Here is a 19,097-nt window from a genome sequence, read left to right as displayed (position 1 = left end):
CAGTAGGTTAGGAAGGCTCGAGCTATACGTTTCAGGACTGATTCCTTTGTCAACATTGACAATTTTATAGTTTCTACTTTCAGTATCGTTGCCTTTGTCATTTCAGTCGCTGCGATAGGGTTATTTTTCTCCGACCAACGGACAAGGCACAACCGCACAATCGCTCCCAAAAGGATGCGGTCGGACGTCTGGGGTACAGAGGATTACCGCTTTTCTCTTATTCTTTTGCAATATCTGGAGACCGTGGCCGCGCTGAGCTCAAGATTTTTAGCAATATTCTTCTGATCCAAGCCCGCCTGTAGAAGGGCTTCGATCTTTTCTTCAGTCAGTTTTTGACGCGATTCATTGGAGAGGCCTTCTGTACTCTGAGCTCGATCGACTTCCTTCTGGAACGCTTCCAGCAACCCGTTCTGGCTGAGAAGGGTAGTCGCGGTCAGCACGCCTTTCATCGTCTCCTGAACGGGCTGTCCAGCCCGAACGGATTCACACAAAGCGATCATCACGAGTGGTTCAACTTTCAGAACAGCAGCAATGGCAACGAGCTTATCCAGCGTAACGCTCGAGTTTCCGTTCTCAAGCCAGCTCGTGTAATGACGGCCCATAGCCTCTGAAAATTCATCCTGGCTCATGCCTTTTGCTTTACGCAGAGCTCGCAGCGTGACAGCGAAGGCGCGCCTCATTGACATCTTGTATCCCCAAAAGGAAGGGATAAAGCCATGTTGCTTCGATTTCATCGACCGTATATATTGGTCTTATGAAATTTATGGCGATTAGGGAGGCGAATTTTCGATTTTGCATGGCTCACGCTCGTCTATTTTTCGACTCCGATAAAACATTAGCCATAAATTGACACCGAAACCAAGGAGGTGAGGGTATGAAAATTCACTTGCTGTCAGACCTCCACCTCGAGTTCCGGGATTTCTCGCCTGCTACGCATGATGCAGATGTTGTGGTGTTGGCAGGGGACATCGATCTACTGGCCAGGGGAGTGGAATGGGCAAACAAAAACTTTTGCTGCCCGGTGATCTACGTCGCCGGAAACCACGAGTACTACAAAGGTCACCTTGATCGCACACTCCAAAAAATGCGTGAGAAGGCGCTTCCGCACGTTCACGTGCTAGAGAACGATCATGTAGTCATTGAGGGAGTGAGATTTCTTGGTACAACCGGATGGACTGATTTCGGTTCAACTGGAGACGTGAATGCTGCGCTTCATAGCGCCCAAGGATTTATGAATGACTATAGGCAGATCAGAACTGGAACTCAGTATCGGCGAGTGAAGCCAATCGAGATCTTGGAAAGGTCGGAATTTGCGAAACAGTGGTTACTCGCTGAACTGTCCAGAAAGTATCAAGGCAGGACGGTTGTCGTAACGCACCATGCGCCATCACCTGAATGTGCCCCTGGAATTAAGTATGAGATGGGGCACTTGGCCGCAGCCTATGTCAATGATTGGAAAGAATTTGCCAAGTTCAATATAGACCTATGGGTTCACGGTCACACGCATGTCAGTTATCAAAAATCCATTGATGGCGTTCCGCACGCTTCCAACCCGCGTGGCTATCCGTTTGAAGATACGGGGTTCGTATCTGATCTAGTGCTCACGATTTAAAAGTCAACAGCGACCCAATAGAGTCTGTAAACCAGGAGTATGTAGTGTTCAGAACAAACGAGAGTCAGCTACAAGGCACATTCAAAATGCCTGATGAAAATCTTCTTTTATGGAAGTCCGTTGATCTTACCCCTAATCAATATTCCTTTTTTGTGGAAGGAGTTGGATTCTTCGATGGGGTACCTGGGCCAAGCGCGCGCCTCGTCTGTGACGCAGAATGGGTTCAAAACATTTTCACTTCGGGCGATTCAGAGTTTCTTGCTGTCACCAGGGTATACCTCATCTCGCCGCCTTGGATGAACCGGCAGCATGAACGTCTGATGGAACCGCTTTCCGACATCAGATTGAAAAGTTCTGACAAAGAACCACCGGTCTATGAATTCGTCACTGAAGGGGGGCAGACCTACACGAGTATTCGCGATCACTCAACGACATGAGGTGCACATGGTGACTCTAAATGAAATTTCTCAGCTCCTTTACGGCGCAGGCGAGGAGATGCCTGGCTGGCAGGGCACCCAAGATGAGCTGATTGCATTGGCAGCCAAGACATTTCCAGGCAAAGCATTCTGCGTGGTGAGGCAGTGGATCCTGATCGACCTTACGGTTAACCCTGATGAGAAAGAAAAGCTAAGCGGGCTTGGTCTACTTCCCGCGACGCTTTTCGCTCACGAAATCGTCCTAGACAGCAAAGGACGCTTCCAGCCTCGAATGTGGGTTCGTAGCAATTTCGGTGTCTCTTTCACTGAAGGCTGTGTGTTTGAAACCAACAATACGGTCTACCTCCTCCTTGGGCCAGGACTGAGAAAAGAAGCTAGCATTGGCGCTGCTTTTTCAATGAGGGCCGGTTAAGCAATGACCGCTGCGCATACATATTGAGTCATTTTCTTGGAGCATTGGCCGGATGGCTGAAGTAATCGAGCTGGAGTTTCATAGTAAGGATGTAAGCGACTTTCAAATGAGGCGCTTGGTGCGAGCCAGTCTTCGAAAATACAGCGTACCCATCACAGCTTTTATCAGCGACGCGATGATCGCAGATGACACATGCTTCGGGGTGTCCTTTGACCATTCGAAGCATGACGATGCTTACCACAGAGCGGATGGTTCCATTCTCCTCACAGGTAAAATTCAGTCAGCGAGAAAAGAAGGCCGGTTTTGGTTGCTCGAGACTCAAGCTGGTAATTACGTCATCGCTAGCTTCAGGCGTGACCTCGGGAGAGCTAGCTTTCTAAAGCTCCTTCAGTCTGCCGACCGTCTCTAAATGATGGTGGGAGAGCCAGTCTTTACTAACTCGGGATAGGGGCCGGCAAATGGCAGGTGAACGATGGTCAGTCACTCGGGCAATAGCTCACTTTGACGAATTGCTCGACCAGGTGATCACGACCCGCAAACCAGTTTTCGTTGATGGAGCTCGCAGGACTGCGGTGCTCATTTCCATGGAGGAATGGGAGTCGATTCGAGACAGGCTCATCGCTCGCGCCCCGTCAGACCTTTGAAATCGCCTGCTATCCATTTTAAAGTTTTAATCAGCGGCGCTCCGAGTTACCTCTGCGGAGCGCTCCAAACTGACTCTATCGTACGAAGTTCTTTTTACGTCGGACGGATTCACATCTCGCCTTGGCTCAGTAACCGTACTCGTTCAGTAGCTTTTGCAAAAACTCACGCCGCCGTTGGACGATACTCAAAACGAGATAGTCGCGATCAGTGTCTCTCGTCGACAAATGCCCAGCGTCCACAAGACCGTGGATATAGCCTTCGGCTTTGCCCCTGGCTTCAAGCAACGCCTCTTTGGATGTGCTTTTGAAGATGTCATCAGCGATGAGCTGCCAGCGCTTCATTTGACGCCGACCAACTGGGTCGTCCGAAAATTTTGGTGCATTGATCAATGTGTTGAAATCGTTGGATGCGGTGGCAGTGCTCAAGGTGGGTACTCAGAACAATGATGTCTGAGCCGAGGCTATCATGCGCACACTTAATCGTTTGTTGTTGGTGAATATACCGCTACCCATTTCACGATTTAGCGTATTACACAGTAAAGGTTAGCCGCTTACGCGAACAAGCGACTGCAGCAATGCCAGCGGCACAACGGAAAGCGGTCAGGGTTCAATTCTCATAACTTCCTATCCGGTCGAGAAACACAAAAGGCAGTCCGTCGCGGACGAGTTCATAGAGCTTGGTTCCGGGTGCCAGCAATCCCAAGTCGGCCCAAATATTTTCAAGGATGGGTGAGCCAGAATTGTTGTTTTGCATGACCTTCATCGGAATGTGTACTCGCTCGCGTCGCCCGCCTTCAATTGGGCTCTGGCCTGCAAAAGCCCCACGATAAAGTCATATGACAGCTCAGGGTTTTGCTCTGCAATGCGGCCTATGGTGGCCCAGTATTCAATCTGTTTGGTGGTTGTGCGATGTGCGGCTGAAGCGTAAATACGAGCACTTTCAACCAGGGCACTGTCGAGCTTGATGACGGTACTCATGAAATATCCAAGGTAGTCGTTCTGTGCGCTTCGACGTGCTTCATCTCACGTGCCCACTGCCGCAAAAAGTGGTGCCAGTCACTCGCATAGCAGCCCTGCCGCAAACGGGTAGACCCGGTACTTGCTTCTTCGAATCGATTCTTCCAGGGTTCTGGTATGTGCTCGTCAAGCACGATAACAAAATGGTGTCCGTCACGCCCCAATATCTCGGTTTCTGGGACATGTACTCGCAACTCGTCAATCGACATTGCCCACGCCTCTCCAATCGGTTCCTCTCGATCTCGGCGCTCAATGTCATCAAGAATCGCCAGATGCGGTTTAGCTTGATCAGATCCAGGATGCAGCCTTGCCAAATCCCACAGCGTGTAACGCCGTTTGCGTTCGCGGGCTTCTAATTCATTCATCAATTTCCACCTGCGTCTTCTGGAGCTTTATGCATGCTAAACATCACGGCAGATTGGATTTATCCTGCGTCACTTTCTTGCCTGATGAATTCTACAACGACTATCCGGGACTGACCGAGGCTATCACGCGCTTACTAAATCGCCTGTTACTAGTAGGTGAATTGCAAAAAATCTTTCCAGATTGGAGTTCCAGCCCGCAGGGCTAGCCGCTTGCGCGAAGAAGCGACTTGCAGCAATACCGGCTGCACAGCGAAAAGCGGTCGAGTTTCAAACCGCATGACATTCTGGCCAACCTGCGGATTATGCTCCCGGTGAATCCTTCGGTCGTAATTTTCCTTGCTTGAGATTGACCGCAAGCACGCTTCGACGTTAACTGTATGTATATACAGTTTCGATTAAGGCATGTCTCATGAGCGTCACCATCCTCGGCCCGTTGGCAGCAGGGGGAGTTCAGCTTCCTTTTTACTCGTTCAAAGTCCCGGCAGGCTTCCCATCCCCGGCTGCGGATCACCTTGAACAACACATCTCAATCGACGAACTCCTGGACATCCGAGCACCGCATATCTACCTCGTTCGCATTGAAGGTCATAGCATGGAGGGAGCCGGAATATTCGATGGTGATATGGCTGTGGTTGATCGCTCGATCACCGCCGAGCATGGACATATCGTGATTGCGGCTGTGAACTGCGAGCCGGTGTGTAAGCGCCTGTGCAAGCGTGGGGCCGACATCATCTTGATGTCCGAAAACGTGGGTTATCCGCCGCGATACATCCTCGAAGGCGATGAGCTGATTATTTGGGGGGTGGTGACATTCAGCGTGCGTGCACATGATCCAAAAGCCTGATCCTGTCTTCGCGCTGATCGACTGCAACAGCTTCTACGCGAGCTGTGAGCGCGTGTTCCGTCCTGACTTGGCCAAGATTCCCATCGTGGTGTTGTCGAACAACGATGGCTGCGTAATCGCTCGAAGTGCGGACAGCAAACCGTTTGTGAAAATGGGTGAGCCGTACTTTCAAATCAAGCACAAGCTCAAGCAGCACGGCATCGTCGCCTTCTCTTCAAACTACGCGTTGTACGGTGACATGAGCGAGCGGGTGATGAGCGTCATCGAGTCGTTAGTGCCGGCGGTTGAGGTCTACAGCATCGATGAGGCGTTTGCGGATTTGGCAGGTGTTCCGGGCGATCTCGAGGCTCTCGGTCGACGCATTCGTGCGCAGGTTTATCGAAGCACTGGTATCCCGGTCGGCGTAGGCATTGCCGGTACGAAAACCCTGAGCAAGCTCGCCAATCACGCGGCCAAAAAATGGCAGGCTCAGAGTGGCGGTGTAGTTGATCTACGTGACCAGGTTAAGCGCGACTGGGTGCTTAAGAAGTGTTCGGTCTCAGACGTCTGGGGTGTAGGTCGCAAGATGAAGCTTCACCTCGAAGGCATGGGCATCAAGACTGCTTGGGATCTCTCCAAAACCGATCCATGGATGCTGCGAAAGAAATTCAGCGTAGTAATAGAGAAGACGGCGCGCGAGCTTGCGGGTACGCCGTGTCTTGAGCTCGATGAACCTGATCCGCCCAAGCAAGAGATTTGTTGCAGTCGGATGTTCGGTAAGCGTCTTACCGAGATTGCGCCGATCAAAGAGGCCGTTGCTACCTACATGATGCGGGCCACTGAAAAGCTTCGGGCCCAACAGTCTCTGTGCAAGAAGATTAGGGTCAGCATACGCACTGGCATGTTCAATCCGGAGGAAGCCAAGTACGCCAACGGCGTTCTGGTGGAGTTGCCATACCCCACTGACGACGTGCGATTGATGACAAAGGCCGCCGTGGAAGCGGTGGGTCGAGTCTTCCGGCCAGGTTTCAGGTACAGCAAAGCCGAGGTGCTCCTGGTCAACCTTTGCCAAAAGGGCGAGTACACCGAAGATCTCTTTTCGATCTCCCAGCCGGCTGCCACCGAGAAAGTCATGGGCGTGCTGGATGCCATTAATGGCCGCTGGGGTAGGGGAACGATGCATCTTGCGAGTGTGCCAACCGATCCCGATTGGGGGATGCGCCGGGAGATGATGAGCCAGAGCTTCACGACTCGAGTAGATCAGCTATGGACGGTGTACTGTAAATAGTGGGATGAACACGGCTCCGAAGACAGGCCACGCTAAAAATCGTTGAAAAGGATTAGGTCGTTGAAGATATTCCTAGATTGCGAATTCACTCAGCTAAACAAGGATTCGAAGCTGATATCCCTAGCGCTGGTTTCGGAGTCAGGCGATGAGTTCTACGTTGAGTTGACGGATACCTATTCGGTCGAAGACTGCAGTGATTTCGTCATCCAGAACGTCCTCCCGCAGCTCGATCGTCTGCGATATGGTCAGTCGCTTGTCGAGGCCCGAGCCTCTCTTCGAAGCTTTCTAAGCGGCTCCGCTGAGGAGCTTGAGGTGTGCTCAGATGCGCCACATTGGGACTGGGATTTTTTCTGTGATCTCGCTAGCGCGGAGCATCAACCCTGGCCAGTCCAGGTTGTGAGTAAACCAACCAACCTTATAAGCCTCTTCAATCAGCTGAGTGCGGAAGCTCTTGAACAGGTAGACCTGTCTGATCAGCCCCACCATGCGTTGCTGGACGCGCGAATGCTTGCAGAACTTTTCAAGGTCTTGGCCTCCAGGCTTGTTTTGTCACCATAGAATCGTAATCACGACGTAGGCCGATCGATTTTGGACGATGTACTGCTGGAGATTGGAGTTTCACCAACGGTGGGGAAGTGGAAAAACCGGATTATTCTAAATTATGGCTCAGCAATAATTATTGCTGAGCCATAATTTCTCACCTCAAAAAGCCCCTGTAATCGGAGCAACCCCCGTCATCCAAATAGGCAGAAATTCCAGCTATTGCTGCGACGTCGAACAGTAGATAAGGTTGGGGCATGAATGATCCTCTTATCCCTATCATCACCTCTGCAAACCGCGTTCAGAGCAACATCTCGCCGGCGCTTGGTGAATCGATGAAAGCTCACCCCTCCGTATCCAGAGCTCTCGAACAGTTGGCGGCTGACATGTATGCGCACCCGGAGCGCATTCAGCCGGTAGATACGCGTCTGGTCTCTCGCATCACTTCGCTAGTCGGTCAGGTGGAAGTTGACCTCAATTCACCGCTCTCAGCAGAGGGCGAATAAATCAGGGCAACGAACCCGGGCTCACCTCTATGGGGATCCTTGATCTTTATCCACTATCCCGTGCCGAGATTTTCAGCTTGAGTACTTCGACCCTCATCTCGCTGCTGGGGCGTTGCTCAATCCAGTAGACTCCCCATTTTTTGGGCGAGAGGGGAAGATGCAGATCGGAGGTGAGAGGGCCGCCACGGCTTGTGGTTTAGTGGCGATTGTTTTGTGGAGCACCGCCGCCGGGCTTATCAGGAGCGTCAGCGAAATCTTCGGCCCTTTGGGTGGCGCTGCAATGATCTACTCATTGGGCGCAATCATGCTGGTGGGATTTCTTGGGCGACCGCGTCTGCGCTCGACGCCAAAGTTTTATCTGATCCTGGGAAGCGCTCTTTTCGTTGCTTACGAGGTTTGCCTATCGTTAGCCCTGGGCTATGCCAGTAGCCGTAACCAAGCTATCGAGCTCGGCGTGGTGAATTACCTATGGCCCTGTCTGACCGTCCTACTTGCCATAATCATGAACGGCCAAAAGGCTCGCTGGATAATCGTTCCAGGTACAGCGCTGGCTCTCTTCGGCATCGTGTGGGTGGTGAGCGGCGATGGGTTATCTCTGCCGAGCATCATTGCTAACGTTAAGTCCAACCCTCTCAGTTACAGCCTCGCACTGACGTGTGCGATTACCTTTGCGTTGTACTGCAATGTCACTCGACGGTATGCGGGTGGGCAGAGTCTTGTTGTCTTGTTCTTTATCCTGACTGCATGCGTGCTCTGGTTGAAGCACGCTTTCAGCAGCGAGGTAATTCCCGCGTTCACCCTGGGCAGCAGCCTTCAACTGGTCGCTGCCGGTGTTGCAATGGCCGGCGGCTATGCGCTGTGGAACGTTGGCATCTTGCGGGGGAATCTCACATTATTGGCTACCGCTTCTTACTCCGCCCCAGTGCTTTCTTCGGCTTTTGCTGCTGTATGGTTGGGAGCCCATTTGAATGCGCAGTTTTGGCAGGGAGCAGTGCTTGTTACCGTGGGCTCACTTGTCTGCTGGCTAGCAACCCGACAACCTACTCATTCAACTTGAGCGCCGATTTATGAGAATCTGCGCCTCTTAGCAACGGAAAACTTGCAGCAGTTCTTTGATTCAATTTGATGATTAAAGGGTGCGGCGTGCGGGGCATTTACGTTCAATTCAAATTACAGTTTTTGGTGTATTGTTAGGCGACTAACTACCTAGAGAACGACCATGTCCAAGCTCGCAGAATTTCGCCAACTGGAAAAGCACCTTGCCGAACAGCTCCAGGCTCTCGAAGCGCTGAAAGGCGATGTAGGCCTCAAGAAGGAAATCGAATTCGAGACCAAGCTACGCGCCCTGCTGGGTGATTACAGCTACAGCCTGAAAGACGTGATCAACCTGCTTGATCCGAAGTCTGGTCGTCGTGCACCAGTCGCTGAGCCTCAAGCCAGCACTCGGAAGCCTCGCCAGGTTAAGGTCTATAAAAACCCTCACACTGGCGAAGTCGTCGAAACCAAAGGCGGCAACCACAAGACTCTGAAGGAGTGGAAAGCAGCGCACGGTTCCGCGACTGTTGAGTCTTGGCTGACCAAGTGATTTGGTTTGAGTACAAGAAAAGGCCCATCAGGGCCTTTTTTGTTATCTATTTATAGTCAGTCTGAGGGAGTTGGCATTTCCAGTTACCACCTTAGAACCGTTAAAGCGCCGCTTCCGGATTCCGCCCGAATACTCGGCTGTATTCAGCCTTCGCAGTCTGCTCGGTAAACTCTCCTGACCATTTCTATACCACTACCGTTGCCACGCTATTGCCGATGGTGTTGCAGGTGGCGATGGCCATGGACATGAAGCGGTATACCCCGAACAGCAGCGCCAGGCCTTCCACAGGCAGCACGCCAATTGCTGTCACCGTGGCGGCGAACACCACGAAGCTGCCACCGGAAACCGCTGCCGCACCTTTGGAGGTCACTAGCATGATGGCGATGGTGCCTAGTTGTTGCTCCCAGCTCATCGGTACGCCGTAGGCATTGGCGATGAACAGCACGCACAGCGACATGTAGATCGAGGTGCCATCGAGGTTGAAGGCATAGCCGGTAGGCAACACCAGGCCGACGCTCTGCTTGGAGCAACCGAATTTCTCCAGTTTCTGCAGCAGGCGTGGCAGGGCGCTTTCCGAGGAAGCAGTACCGAGCACAATGAAAATCTCATCTTTGATGTACTTGAGGAATCGCCACAGGCTGAAGCCTGAAATACGGCAGACCGCGCCCAGCACCACGAAGATGAAGAATGCGACACAGACGTAGAACATCAGCACCAGGTTGGCCAGTGACATCAGCACGGCGGTGCCGTTACTGCCGACGGCGTAGGCCACCGAGCCGAAGGCGCCGAGCGGTGCAAACTTCATGATCAGGTTGATGAACTCGAAGAAGCATTCGGAAACTCGGCTCAAGCCGTCCTCGATTACGCTACGACGCTCTGGCTTTAGGGCCAACAGGGCGAAACCGAACAGTACCGAGATCACCAGCACTTGCAGCAACTGTCCGCCAGCGAAGGCACCGACGAAGTTGTCCGGGAAAATCCCGTAGATGAAATCCATCGTCGATGCAGGCGCGTGGCCTTTGGCAACCGCCGCACTGGCTGCCGCTGCGGTGGCGCTGCTCGGATGAGCATCGTGCATGCCCGAGCCGATGTTCAGCAGATTGCCCCACAGCAGACCGATGGCCAAGGCAATGGTGGAAACGATTTCGAAATAGATCAGCGCGCGCAAGCCGACCTTACCAACCCGCTTGATATCGCCCGCCGAGGCGATGCCATGGACGACGGTGAAAAACACCAAAGGAGCTACGGCAGTTTTGATCAGCTTGAGGAAGATGTCGCCGAGAATCTTGAACTTGGCCGCCAGTTCCGGAGCCATGAAGCCGAAGGCAATACCCAGCACCATGGCGGCAATGACCTGAAAGGTCAGGTCTTTGTAGAACGGTTTTTTGTTGATAGTGGTCATGTCTGCAGTCTCGTTGTTGTTATTTGCGAGCGGTAGGCAGAGGGGCTCGATGCTGCCGAGCCCCGAAACAATCAGCGTTTGACGCTACCCTCACGAGCGAGGGCGATATCGACCATCTGCGGCGCAAGACCCAGATAGTTAGACGGGTCGGTCAGGCGCTTGAGTTCCTCGATATCCAGTTGTGCGGTGGCTTCGCCCTGAGCGAGCAACGCATCGAGCAAACTGGTGCCTTCATCGTTCGCCATGCGGCAGGCGGCATACACCACGTCGTGCGCTACTTGGCGTCCGAGCGCTGGGGCCAGGCCCATCATCACGGCTTCAGCCACAATCAGACCTTGGGTCATGTCGAGGTTTTTGCGCATACGCTCAGTGCGGACTTCCAGGCCGGCGAGCATGAACTTCGCCTGGCCGAGGGATGCCGCGCTCAAGGCGAACGCTTCAGGAATGGCGATCCATTCGGCCTGCCAAGGGCCGGTGGAGCGTTCGAAGTCCTGAATCATTGCATCAAGCATCAGGCCTGCGTGCTGACGCACACCTTTGGCTGCGGCATACATCAATTCACAGGAGATCGGGTTGCGTTTCTGCGGCATCGTGCTGCTCGCACCACGACCTTTGACGAAGGGTTCGTACACTTCGCCCAACTCACTGGTCATCATCATCATGACGTCCAGGGCGACTTTGCCTAGAGAGCCGGTGACCAGTCCGAGGAAGTTCAGGGTTTCGGCCAGGCCGTCACGCGCGACATGCCAAGTAGCTTGCGGAACGCCCAGACCCAGTTCCGCCATCAGGGCTTCCTGGACTTCCAGACCCTTGTCGCCCAGCGATGCCAGGGTGCCGGCCGCGCCGGCGAATTGACCGATTTCAACCCGTGGACGCAGTTCAACCAGGCGTTCAGCGTGACGGTCGAACATGCTCAGCCACACAGCACATTTGTAGCCGAAGGTGATCGGCAGCGCGTGTTGGAGGTGAGTACGACCTGCCATCGGAGTATCGCGGTAGCGTTTGGCAAGATCGGCCAGCAAGCCGCGAACAGCCTGAATGTCTCGCTCGACCAATGCCAACGCTGCACGCACTTGCAACACCACGGCTGTGTCCATGATGTCCTGGGTGGTAGCACCCCAGTGAAGGTAGCGACCTGCTTCGCCACAGATTTTTGAGAGCTGTTCAACCAGCGGCAGGATCGGATAACCGACGATTTCGGTTTCGTGCTGCATCAGCGTCATATCGAGGGAAGCGTAGGTGGCCAGTTCAGCGATCTGCTCGGCGGCCTCATTCGGAATTACGCCACAGCGTGCTTCGGCGCGAGCCAGCGCCACTTCCACTTCGATGTAGCGTTCGATCAGGGCTTTGTCGGAAAACACACCGCGCATCTCGGCGGTGCCGAACATGTCGCGAAAGAGGGCGGAGTCGAAGACGGTGCTGGACATGAGGTAATCCTGATATGTTTGTTATTGATCGGACATATTTAATATGTCCGTACATAATTCTTACGTGCTCACTGATACACTGTCAACTCGGTAAACGCTCGGGACTGATGAAAGGTATGAACCAGACGCGCTATGCGGTCGTTGCAAAAGACTTGATGGAAGGGATTTCCAGCGGGAAATTCCCGGTCGGGACGTTGCTGCCCACAGAGTTCGAGCTGTGCGAGCTGTATGACGTGAGCCGACATACGGTTCGTGCCGCCATCACCCAATTGCAAAACCAAGGGCTGGTGTCACGGCGCAAACGGGTGGGTACCCGGGTTGAGTCCGTCACACCCAAGGGCGGCTATTCGCAGTCGCTGGCTTCGGTATCAGACTTGGTTCATTTGGCTGAAACCCAAGTGCGCAGTATTCAGAGCGTGCAGCACTTCGTGGCCGATATCGCGCTGGCGAAACGGTTGGGGCTGGAACCCGGCGAACATTACTTTTGCGTATCTAGCATTCGGGTCGACCAAGAGAACCTGCGTGCGCCGCTTTGCTGGACTGACGTGTATGCCCAAGACATTTACTCTGAAGTCATCGAGTTGGCCGAGCAGCATCCAGACGAGCTGATAGCCGCGTTGATTGAGAAGCACTTTGGTCGACACATCGATGTAGTGGATCAACAGGTACGTGCGGTACTACTGTCACCGGAGATTTCGAAGAGCCTCAATGCTGAAGCCGGTTCACCAGGTTTAAATATTCTTCGCCAGTATCGTGACGAGGAGGGGGCTGTGATGGTGGTGTCGGAAACCACCCATCCTCAGGATAGATTTACCTTGGTTTCACAGATGAGGAGAGAAAGGAGTCTGCCCACGTAAAAGGCAGATTTTGGCCGCAAAATCTGAGATTACATTTTTATGAGGGGCGACTTACCGCGTACCTGCTCTCATGAGCGATGGTTGATGTGGCCCCGCTGTCATCGAGTATTGGCTGACCAAGTGATTTTGGTATGAGTACAAAAGGGCCAGAGAAGGAAACTTTTCTTGCTCAGCTTTCAACCCGGTTAAGCCGTCGGCAACGCTCTCGAATTTCACTTGAGCTTAATGATTACCTTACCTTTGGATCGACCTTGTTCGACATAGCTCAACGCCTCGGCTGTCGACTCGAAAGGGAAGGATCGGTCGATCACCGGTTTGATAATGCCGGACTCGATGAGAGCAGTGATTTCACCCAGTTGAGCACCACTCGCACGCATAAAAACGAAAGCATACCTGACGTTCCGCTTGCGAGCTTTTCTGCGGGTACTGCTGCTCAATAAACGCATCACCAAACCTAATCCCCAAAACAGCTTTTGCTCTTCAGCGAACAGCGGCGTTGGCGGCCCCGAGATGGAAATGAGCTGCCCCCCAGGCTTCAGAATGGTGAGCGACTTTTCGAGTTCATCAGCGCCCAAGCTGTTCCATACGACGTCGTAGTCCTGCAAAACGCTTTCGAAGTTTTGCTTCTTGTAGTCGATGACAACGTCGGCTCCCAGCGCTTTAACCCATTCAACATTGGTTGTGCTGGTGGTTGTCGCAACGAAGGCCCCCAGATGCTTGGCGAGCTGGATGGCGATGCTGCCAACGCCGCCGGATCCGGCGTGGATAAAGATCTTCTGGCCTTTTTTCAACCTGGCTGTTTCAACCAACACCTGCCAGGCCGTCAGAGCGACCAGGGGGAGGGAAGCCGCTTCTTCCATGCTGATATTTTTGGGTTTCAACGCGAGTGCATTTTCTTCCACCGCAATCAGCTCGGCGAACGTGCCTATGCGCTCTTGAGGAGGGCGCGCGTAGACTTCGTCACCTGGCTTGAAGCGCCGCACGGCTGAGCCCACGCCAACCACCACTCCAGCCAAATCATTGCCCAATATCAACGGAAATGAGAACGGCAAGATCAGTTTGAATTCGCCTGTACTGATCTTTGAATCAAGCACGTTGACACTTGTGGCATGCACTTGAACCAGGACGTCATGTGCACCCACTTCAGGGGCGGGCACCTCGCCTACACGTCCATTATTCTTGCCATAACGGTCGATTAGAAATGCCTTCATGTTGATTCAACTCTCATAGTTTCAAATGGGACTGGTTGAACACGCTCAGGCATCCAGGAATACCGTTGCCTTGGCCACGAAGTCGGCATGATGTTGGAAAATTCCGCCATGCCCTGCGTCTTCGTAAATGATCAGGTGTGAATTCGGGATCCGGTTCGCCAAGTCAGCAGAGTTCACCGTGGGCACCATGATGTCGTGGTCACCGTTGGCGATCAGCGTCGGTATCTGTATGCGACTGAGATTTTGTGGGGGTTGTCTGCCCCATGCGTGAATGGCTTTCAACTGGCGCAAAAAAGCGCTTGGCGTTGGATTTTTGTCGCGATCTTTCCTGCGCTCCTTCAGGCGATTCAGAAAATCCTTGGCGGCTCGCCGGCCATTGACCGTCGAGGTGAAGAACAGGTAGGTCTTCGGATCGCGCAACGTCAGCAAACCTTTAAGCATCAATGGCCATGACACTGACCAGACCTTGTCGATGCCAGTTCCGCCAGCAGGCCCGGTGCCGGTCAGAATCAGTCTGCGCACCAGGTCAGGGGCGCTCAGGGCAATTTCCTGGGCCACGAACCCTCCAAGTGAAAAACCCAGCAGGTCGACCTTGTCGAAACCCAGCGCACGAATCACAGCGATGGCATCGTTTGCCATTTCACTGACCGTCGCAGGGGCGGTGCCATCTGAGGCGCCGATACCCCGATAGTCAGTGGCGATGATGCGCCGGGTGCTTGCGAGCCCATCCATGATCCGTGGGTCGAAGTTGTCCAGCACTGCGCCCCAATGGTTAAGCAGAACGAGCGGCAACTTACCCTTGGGGCCTATGTCACGGTAAGCGAACGCTGTTCCTTCAACCTTGATCCATTGGTTCGCTGCATTGACGAACTGCGTGCGTGATCCGGGATGAGGTGTTGTGTCTTGAATATTCATGTTGGCCCCGTGATGCGGTTCGAAAAGCTGCAAGTGAGACTGTGTTGCAGGCGCTTTTAAATCGAGTGCTGCACACCAGCGCCTGCTGCACGATGATTAAGCCTTGGCTTGATAGCGCTCGGCGACATCGGATTGCCTGATCTCTGACAGCAAGCCCTGGCGTGCGGCCTGCAAGGCATCCCAACGGGCGGCGTCCTGCAAGGGGGGGATGGTCACGGGCTCGCGACGATCGAAACCCACCAGGGCCGCATCGACCAGATCACCCACTTCCATGATGTCACTGAGGGTATTTATGTCGATGCCCGCTCGCTCCCAGATTTCGGTGCGAGTGGCTGCCGGCAGAACGGCTTGCACGTAGACGCCTTTGGGCGACAGTTCCAGGCTCATACCTTGTGATAGAAACAGCACAAACGCCTTGGTCGCGCCGTAGACCGTCATCCCGAACTCTGGTGCCAGGCCCACGACCGAGCCTATGTTGATAATCGCTCCGTCCCCGGCTTGTGCCAGGCGTGGGGCGATGGCGCTGGCAAGCCGTACCAGTGCGGTAGTGTTGAGCGTGACCAACTGAGCAACGCTGTCGGTGGATAGTTCGATAAAGCTGCCCGATTGTGCGGCGCCGGCATTGTTCACCAGGATGCCGATACTGGCGTCGTCGCGCAGGCGAGCCTCGACCGTGGTCAAGTCGCTGATTTGGGTCAGGTCAGCCTGGAGAACATCGATGGCGACGTTGTGTTTCTCACGCAGCCGGGCTGCAAGTGCATCCAGCCGCCCTCTGTCGCGGGCAACCAGTACGAGGTCGTGCCCGCGCTGTGCAAAGCGCTCGGCATAGGTGGCGCCGATGCCAGTGGAGGCGCCGGTAATGAGAACGGTGGCAGGGATGCTCATGAATTGATCCTCAGTTTGGGATATCGACAGGCGAGTCATGCGCGGTGTCAGGAGGACATGCGCAGCCGTGATGTTTAGCCGTGCCGGGTACTGGATTCAGCAAGGGTGGGGTAGTCGATGTAGCCTTCTGCACCACCGCCATACAGGGTCGCAGGATCGAATGCCGACAAAGCGGCAGCGTTTTCAAGGCGCTCCACCAAGTCCGGGTTACCGATGAAGGGGCGTCCAAAGGCGATCAAGTCAGCTTTGTCATCGATGAGTTGAGAGGTGGCCAGATTCACGTCGTAGCCATTGTTCGCGATGTACGTGTTTTTGAAGCGTTGGCGCAGAGAACCAAAGTCGAAGGGCGCAATATCGCGTGGCCCGCCAGTCGCGCCTTCGACCACATGGAGGTACACAATGCCCAAGGCATCGAGTTGGTCGACAATGTAGTCAAACTGGGCCTGCGGTTCGCTGCTGGAGACACCATTGGCTGGCGAAACTGGCGAAATACGGATGCCTGTGCGTCCGGCACCGACCTCGGCTACTACCGCTGCCGTCACTTCCAGCAGTAGGCGAGCGCGATTTTCAATCGAGCCACCGTAAGCATCGGTGCGGATGTTGGCACCGTCTTTTACGAACTGATCCAGCAAATAGCCGTTTGCGCCATGGATCTCTACGCCATCGAATCCCGCAGCGATCGCGTTTGCCGCCGCTTGGCGAAAATCATTGACGATCCCGGGAAGCTCGCTGATATCAAGCGCTCGCGGCTCTGAAACGTCCACGAAGCTATTGTTGACGAACACCTTGGTCGCGGGGCGGAGAGCGGAGGGTGCTACCGGAGTGGCACCGTTCTCCTGCAGGTCAACGTGCGACACGCGTCCGACATGCCACAGTTGCAGGAAAATTCGTCCGCCTTTTGCGTGGACGGCATCGGTGACCTGGCGCCAGCCATCGATCTGCGCCAGCGTGTAGATACCGGGCGTATCCTGGTAGCCCTGTCCCTGCTGCGAGATCTGCGAGGCTTCGGAGATCAACAGGCCTGTAGAGGCTCTCTGGCTGTAATAGGTTGCAGCGAACTCGCTCGGGACGAAGCCTTCGCCCGCACGGTTACGCGTCAGCGGAGCCATCACGATTCTGTTGGAAAGTGTCAGCGAGCCGAGCGTGTACGGCTCAAACAACGTCTTATCGTTCATTTCGTTTCCATACTCGTTGATTAATGAGGACGACATGCGCCGTGCCAGGGAGGATTCGCGTTGGCGTATTTATGATGTCGATCATACTCAAAACTGTCAACGCTTTTGATTATGATCGACATCAGAGTATGATGAGGGCATTGCTTTGAGGTGCAGAGGCGCAGGAAATGAAGATCACCAAGGCTCAATCGCTTGCCAATAGAGCTCACATCGTTGAGACGGCTTCAGAGCTGTTTCGCGAGCGTGGCTACGATGGCGTGGGGGTGGCTGAACTCATGGCAGCAGCCGGATTTACCCAAGGCGGTTTCTACAAGCACTTCGGCTCCAAGGCTGATTTGATGGCTGAAGCGGCAGCGAACAGTCTTTCGCGTTCGCTGACCAGTTCCGAAGGTCTCGACGTTGCTGAGTTCATCGATCTGTATGTGTCGAGGGATCACCGAGACGGCAGGGGCAGCGGTTGCACCATGGCGGCCCTTTGTGGAGATGCTGCGCGTCAATCAGATGAGTTGAAAGCCACCTTTGCCAGCGGGGTAGAACGCACGCTGGCGACGCTCGAAGAAAAGTACAAAACGAGGCAAGACGCGCCGCCGGATGGGGTACGGGCAAAAATGATCGACATGCTGGCGCATGCAATCGGTGCCGTCATGTTGTCGCGCGCCTGCCCAGATGATTCTTCTCTGGCTGATGAAATACTCGAGGTTTGCCACGCCGAGATAATAGCGTCATTGCCGTTGTCCCTAGACAGGGAGCCGCAGGGGAACACATAGATGGGCGCTTTCTGGCAAATTTTGATCATTTGGCCGGGCATTGCTGTTGCGAGAGTTGTTGTCGTTGAGACAATAGACGAGAATCACCGAACCTTGAAAGAGTGGAAAGCGACATATGGTTCCGACACCGTCGAGTCCCGCATGACGAAGTGACATTGGTTTGAGTACAAAAGGGCCCGAGAGGGCCCTTCTTTCTGTGTACTAACACCGTGTTCTATTGACCACTAAAACTGCTGTATAGGTGAGAAAGGCAATCACGTTTTGAACTGATTTGCCAGCTCGTGCTGTTTATCTGCCAATAAGCTCAAGTGTTCGCTCAGGCTAGCAGAAGAACATGCTTTGTCATTGAGCTCCTGCGTAACCATTCGAACACTGGTGATGTTGCAGTTGATATCGTCAGCGACTGCACTTTGTTCTTCGGCAGCCGTCGCAATTTGGTGGGTCATATCCTGGATTTTTGAAACGGCCAGCGTGATCTCACTAAAGGATTGAACTGTCTCTTCCATCTGCCTGGAGCTGCTGCTGGCCCTCAACTGACTGTCTTGCATAGCTGTGGTTACCATGATTGCCCCAGCCTGCAACTGTTCAATCACAATTCGGATTTGCTCTACCGATTCTTGAGTTCTCATTGCCAAGGTTCGAACTTCATCCGCGACGACTGCAAACCCTCGACCACTTTCTCCTGCACGGGCAGCTTCTATCGCTGCATTGAGCGCTAGGAGATTGGTTTGCTGGGCAATCGCACGAATCACATCAAGAACATTACCGATCTGCTCGCTGCTATCCAATAGGGCACGGGCGTCCTCCATAGACTTTGTCAGGCAAATTGTGAGATCCAGTAGGCCATGGTTTGTCTTTTCTAACAGACCGTGCCCTGTTTGGGCGGCCTGTTCAGCGTGCTTAGCATCGACTGCAACCATAGCGGCACTGCTTGCTACTTCGTGGGCCGTAGCAGTCATTTCGGTCGACGCTGCAGCGACTTGGTCGATGTCCTTGAATTGTGCTTGCATTCCGTGGCTCGTTTCTTGGGCGATCCTGAACGATTGGTTCGCAGTGAGGCGCGTATCGTCGATACCCTTGCGGACAGCGTTGATCATCGGCTGAAGCTTATCGAGGAAGAGGTTAAACCAAAGTGCAACCTCCCCAAGCTCATCCTTTTTAGGGTAGTTCAGACGTTTGGTTAGATCGCCTTCGCCCGATGCAATGTCACGAAGCATTGTCGACACATT

21 protein-coding genes and 3 pseudogenes are annotated in these 19,097 nt (G+C 53.8%); 12 read left to right on the top strand and 12 right to left on the bottom strand.

Going from position 1 to position 19,097, the window contains the following annotated elements; translation table 11 throughout:
* Window positions 1–203: 203 nt before the first annotated feature.
* On the bottom strand, window positions 204–680 hold the full coding sequence (locus F8N80_RS06180; protein ID WP_224790654.1) for a helix-turn-helix domain-containing protein: 477 nt from the start codon (window positions 678–680) through the stop codon (window positions 204–206).
* 194 nt (window positions 681–874) lie between these two features.
* Here F8N80_RS06180 and F8N80_RS06175 point away from each other — a divergent pair, with 194 nt between their 5' ends.
* The 3 genes from F8N80_RS06175 to F8N80_RS06165 are packed head-to-tail and all read left to right on the top strand — an operon-like array spanning window position 875 to window position 2,461.
* Window positions 875–1,612, top strand: a complete 738-nt coding sequence (locus tag F8N80_RS06175; protein ID WP_150783472.1) for a metallophosphoesterase — start codon at window positions 875–877, stop codon at window positions 1,610–1,612.
* A 44-nt stretch (window positions 1,613–1,656) separates the two neighbouring features.
* A complete protein-coding gene (locus F8N80_RS06170; RefSeq protein ID WP_150783471.1) occupies window positions 1,657–2,049 on the top strand; it encodes a hypothetical protein in 393 nt (130 codons plus the stop codon).
* A gap of 7 nt (window positions 2,050–2,056) precedes the next feature.
* Window positions 2,057–2,461, top strand: coding sequence for a DUF6957 family protein (locus F8N80_RS06165; protein WP_150783470.1), 405 nt, complete (start codon window positions 2,057–2,059; stop codon window positions 2,459–2,461).
* Between the two features lie 770 nt (window positions 2,462–3,231).
* On the opposite strand, the gene F8N80_RS06150 is transcribed toward F8N80_RS06165, so the two are convergent.
* The 3 genes from F8N80_RS06150 to F8N80_RS06140 all read right to left on the bottom strand — a co-directional run bounded on the left by F8N80_RS06150 (window position 3,232) and on the right by F8N80_RS06140 (window position 4,487).
* A complete protein-coding gene (locus F8N80_RS06150; RefSeq protein ID WP_053154059.1) occupies window positions 3,232–3,531 on the bottom strand; it encodes a hypothetical protein in 300 nt (99 codons plus the stop codon).
* A 333-nt stretch (window positions 3,532–3,864) separates the two neighbouring features.
* Window positions 3,865–4,083, bottom strand: coding sequence for a TA system antitoxin ParD family protein (locus F8N80_RS06145; RefSeq protein ID WP_150779206.1), 219 nt, complete (start codon window positions 4,081–4,083; stop codon window positions 3,865–3,867).
* The gene (locus F8N80_RS06140) at window positions 4,080–4,487 is read right to left on the bottom strand and encodes a hypothetical protein (protein ID WP_150779205.1); all 408 of its coding nucleotides are present in this window, start codon (window positions 4,485–4,487) and stop codon (window positions 4,080–4,082) included. The genes F8N80_RS06145 and F8N80_RS06140 overlap by 4 nt, the downstream gene beginning before the upstream one ends.
* A 409-nt stretch (window positions 4,488–4,896) precedes the next feature.
* Here F8N80_RS06140 and F8N80_RS06135 point away from each other — a divergent pair, with 409 nt between their 5' ends.
* The 6 genes from F8N80_RS06135 to F8N80_RS06110 all read left to right on the top strand — a co-directional run bounded on the left by F8N80_RS06135 (window position 4,897) and on the right by F8N80_RS06110 (window position 9,229).
* A complete protein-coding gene (locus tag F8N80_RS06135; protein WP_150783468.1) occupies window positions 4,897–5,331 on the top strand; it encodes a LexA family protein in 435 nt (144 codons plus the stop codon).
* Entirely contained in the window at window positions 5,318–6,598 is a 1,281-nt protein-coding gene (gene umuC / locus F8N80_RS06130; protein WP_150783572.1) for a translesion error-prone DNA polymerase V subunit UmuC, read from the top strand. The genes F8N80_RS06135 and umuC overlap by 14 nt, the downstream gene beginning before the upstream one ends.
* Before the next feature lie 60 nt (window positions 6,599–6,658).
* Window positions 6,659–7,156: a 3'-5' exoribonuclease domain-containing protein gene (locus tag F8N80_RS06125; protein WP_150783467.1), complete on the top strand. Its 498-nt coding sequence runs from the start codon at window positions 6,659–6,661 to the stop codon at window positions 7,154–7,156.
* 239 nt (window positions 7,157–7,395) lie between these two features.
* Window positions 7,396–7,644, top strand: a complete 249-nt coding sequence (locus F8N80_RS06120; protein WP_150783466.1) for a type II toxin-antitoxin system PrlF family antitoxin — start codon at window positions 7,396–7,398, stop codon at window positions 7,642–7,644.
* Window positions 7,645–7,801: 157 nt separating this feature from the next.
* Window positions 7,802–8,701, top strand: coding sequence for an aromatic amino acid DMT transporter YddG (gene yddG / locus F8N80_RS06115; RefSeq protein ID WP_150783465.1), 900 nt, complete (start codon window positions 7,802–7,804; stop codon window positions 8,699–8,701).
* A 162-nt stretch (window positions 8,702–8,863) separates the two neighbouring features.
* On the top strand, window positions 8,864–9,229 hold the full coding sequence (locus F8N80_RS06110; RefSeq protein ID WP_150783464.1) for a histone-like nucleoid-structuring protein, MvaT/MvaU family: 366 nt from the start codon (window positions 8,864–8,866) through the stop codon (window positions 9,227–9,229).
* A 100-nt stretch (window positions 9,230–9,329) separates the two neighbouring features.
* Here F8N80_RS06110 and dctA read toward each other — a convergent pair.
* Window positions 9,330–10,631, bottom strand: a pseudogene (gene dctA / locus F8N80_RS06105) (C4-dicarboxylate transporter DctA).
* A 71-nt stretch (window positions 10,632–10,702) separates the two neighbouring features.
* Complete coding sequence (locus tag F8N80_RS06100) at window positions 10,703–12,058, bottom strand: class-II fumarase/aspartase family protein (protein WP_150783463.1); 1,356 nt, start codon at window positions 12,056–12,058, stop codon at window positions 10,703–10,705.
* 116 nt (window positions 12,059–12,174) lie between these two features.
* On the opposite strand from F8N80_RS06100, the gene F8N80_RS06095 reads away from it, so the two are divergent.
* Window positions 12,175–12,915, top strand: coding sequence for a GntR family transcriptional regulator (locus F8N80_RS06095; protein WP_150783462.1), 741 nt, complete (start codon window positions 12,175–12,177; stop codon window positions 12,913–12,915).
* 212 nt (window positions 12,916–13,127) lie between these two features.
* Here F8N80_RS06095 and F8N80_RS06090 read toward each other — a convergent pair whose 3' ends face one another.
* The 4 genes from F8N80_RS06090 to F8N80_RS06075 form a co-directional block, all read right to left on the bottom strand.
* Window positions 13,128–14,126 (bottom strand): NADP-dependent oxidoreductase, encoded by a 999-nt coding sequence (locus F8N80_RS06090; RefSeq protein WP_150783461.1) that lies wholly within the window; start codon window positions 14,124–14,126, stop codon window positions 13,128–13,130.
* Window positions 14,127–14,171: 45 nt separating this feature from the next.
* Window positions 14,172–15,041, bottom strand: coding sequence for an alpha/beta fold hydrolase (locus tag F8N80_RS06085; RefSeq protein WP_150783460.1), 870 nt, complete (start codon window positions 15,039–15,041; stop codon window positions 14,172–14,174).
* Between the two features lie 96 nt (window positions 15,042–15,137).
* Window positions 15,138–15,926, bottom strand: a complete 789-nt coding sequence (locus F8N80_RS06080) for an SDR family NAD(P)-dependent oxidoreductase (protein ID WP_150783459.1) — start codon at window positions 15,924–15,926, stop codon at window positions 15,138–15,140.
* Window positions 15,927–16,000: 74 nt separating this feature from the next.
* A complete protein-coding gene (locus F8N80_RS06075; RefSeq protein ID WP_150783458.1) occupies window positions 16,001–17,101 on the bottom strand; it encodes an alkene reductase in 1,101 nt (366 codons plus the stop codon).
* Window positions 17,102–17,268: 167 nt separating this feature from the next.
* On the opposite strand from F8N80_RS06075, the gene F8N80_RS06070 reads away from it, so the two are divergent.
* Both F8N80_RS06070 and F8N80_RS32125 read left to right on the top strand, forming a co-directional pair.
* The gene (locus tag F8N80_RS06070; protein WP_150783457.1) at window positions 17,269–17,868 is read left to right on the top strand and encodes a TetR/AcrR family transcriptional regulator; all 600 of its coding nucleotides are present in this window, start codon (window positions 17,269–17,271) and stop codon (window positions 17,866–17,868) included.
* Window positions 17,869–18,021: a hypothetical protein gene (locus tag F8N80_RS32125; protein ID WP_440131179.1), complete on the top strand. Its 153-nt coding sequence runs from the start codon at window positions 17,869–17,871 to the stop codon at window positions 18,019–18,021. It begins immediately after the preceding gene.
* A gap of 101 nt (window positions 18,022–18,122) precedes the next feature.
* On the opposite strand, the pseudogene F8N80_RS31420 reads toward F8N80_RS32125, so the two are convergent.
* Window positions 18,123–18,638: pseudogene (locus F8N80_RS31420) on the bottom strand (methyl-accepting chemotaxis protein); the annotation flags it as partial.
* A 390-nt stretch (window positions 18,639–19,028) separates the two neighbouring features.
* Window positions 19,029–19,085: pseudogene (locus F8N80_RS32120) on the bottom strand (hypothetical protein); the annotation flags it as partial.
* Between the last annotated feature and the right edge of the window lie 12 nt (window positions 19,086–19,097).

The sequence above is a fragment of the Pseudomonas fluorescens genome, from assembly GCF_902497995.1.
Lineage (GTDB): Bacteria > Pseudomonadota > Gammaproteobacteria > Pseudomonadales > Pseudomonadaceae > Aquipseudomonas > Aquipseudomonas fluorescens_BK.
The sequence above is the reverse complement of the archived record's forward strand: the minus strand, read 5'-3'. Positions and strand labels throughout refer to the sequence as shown.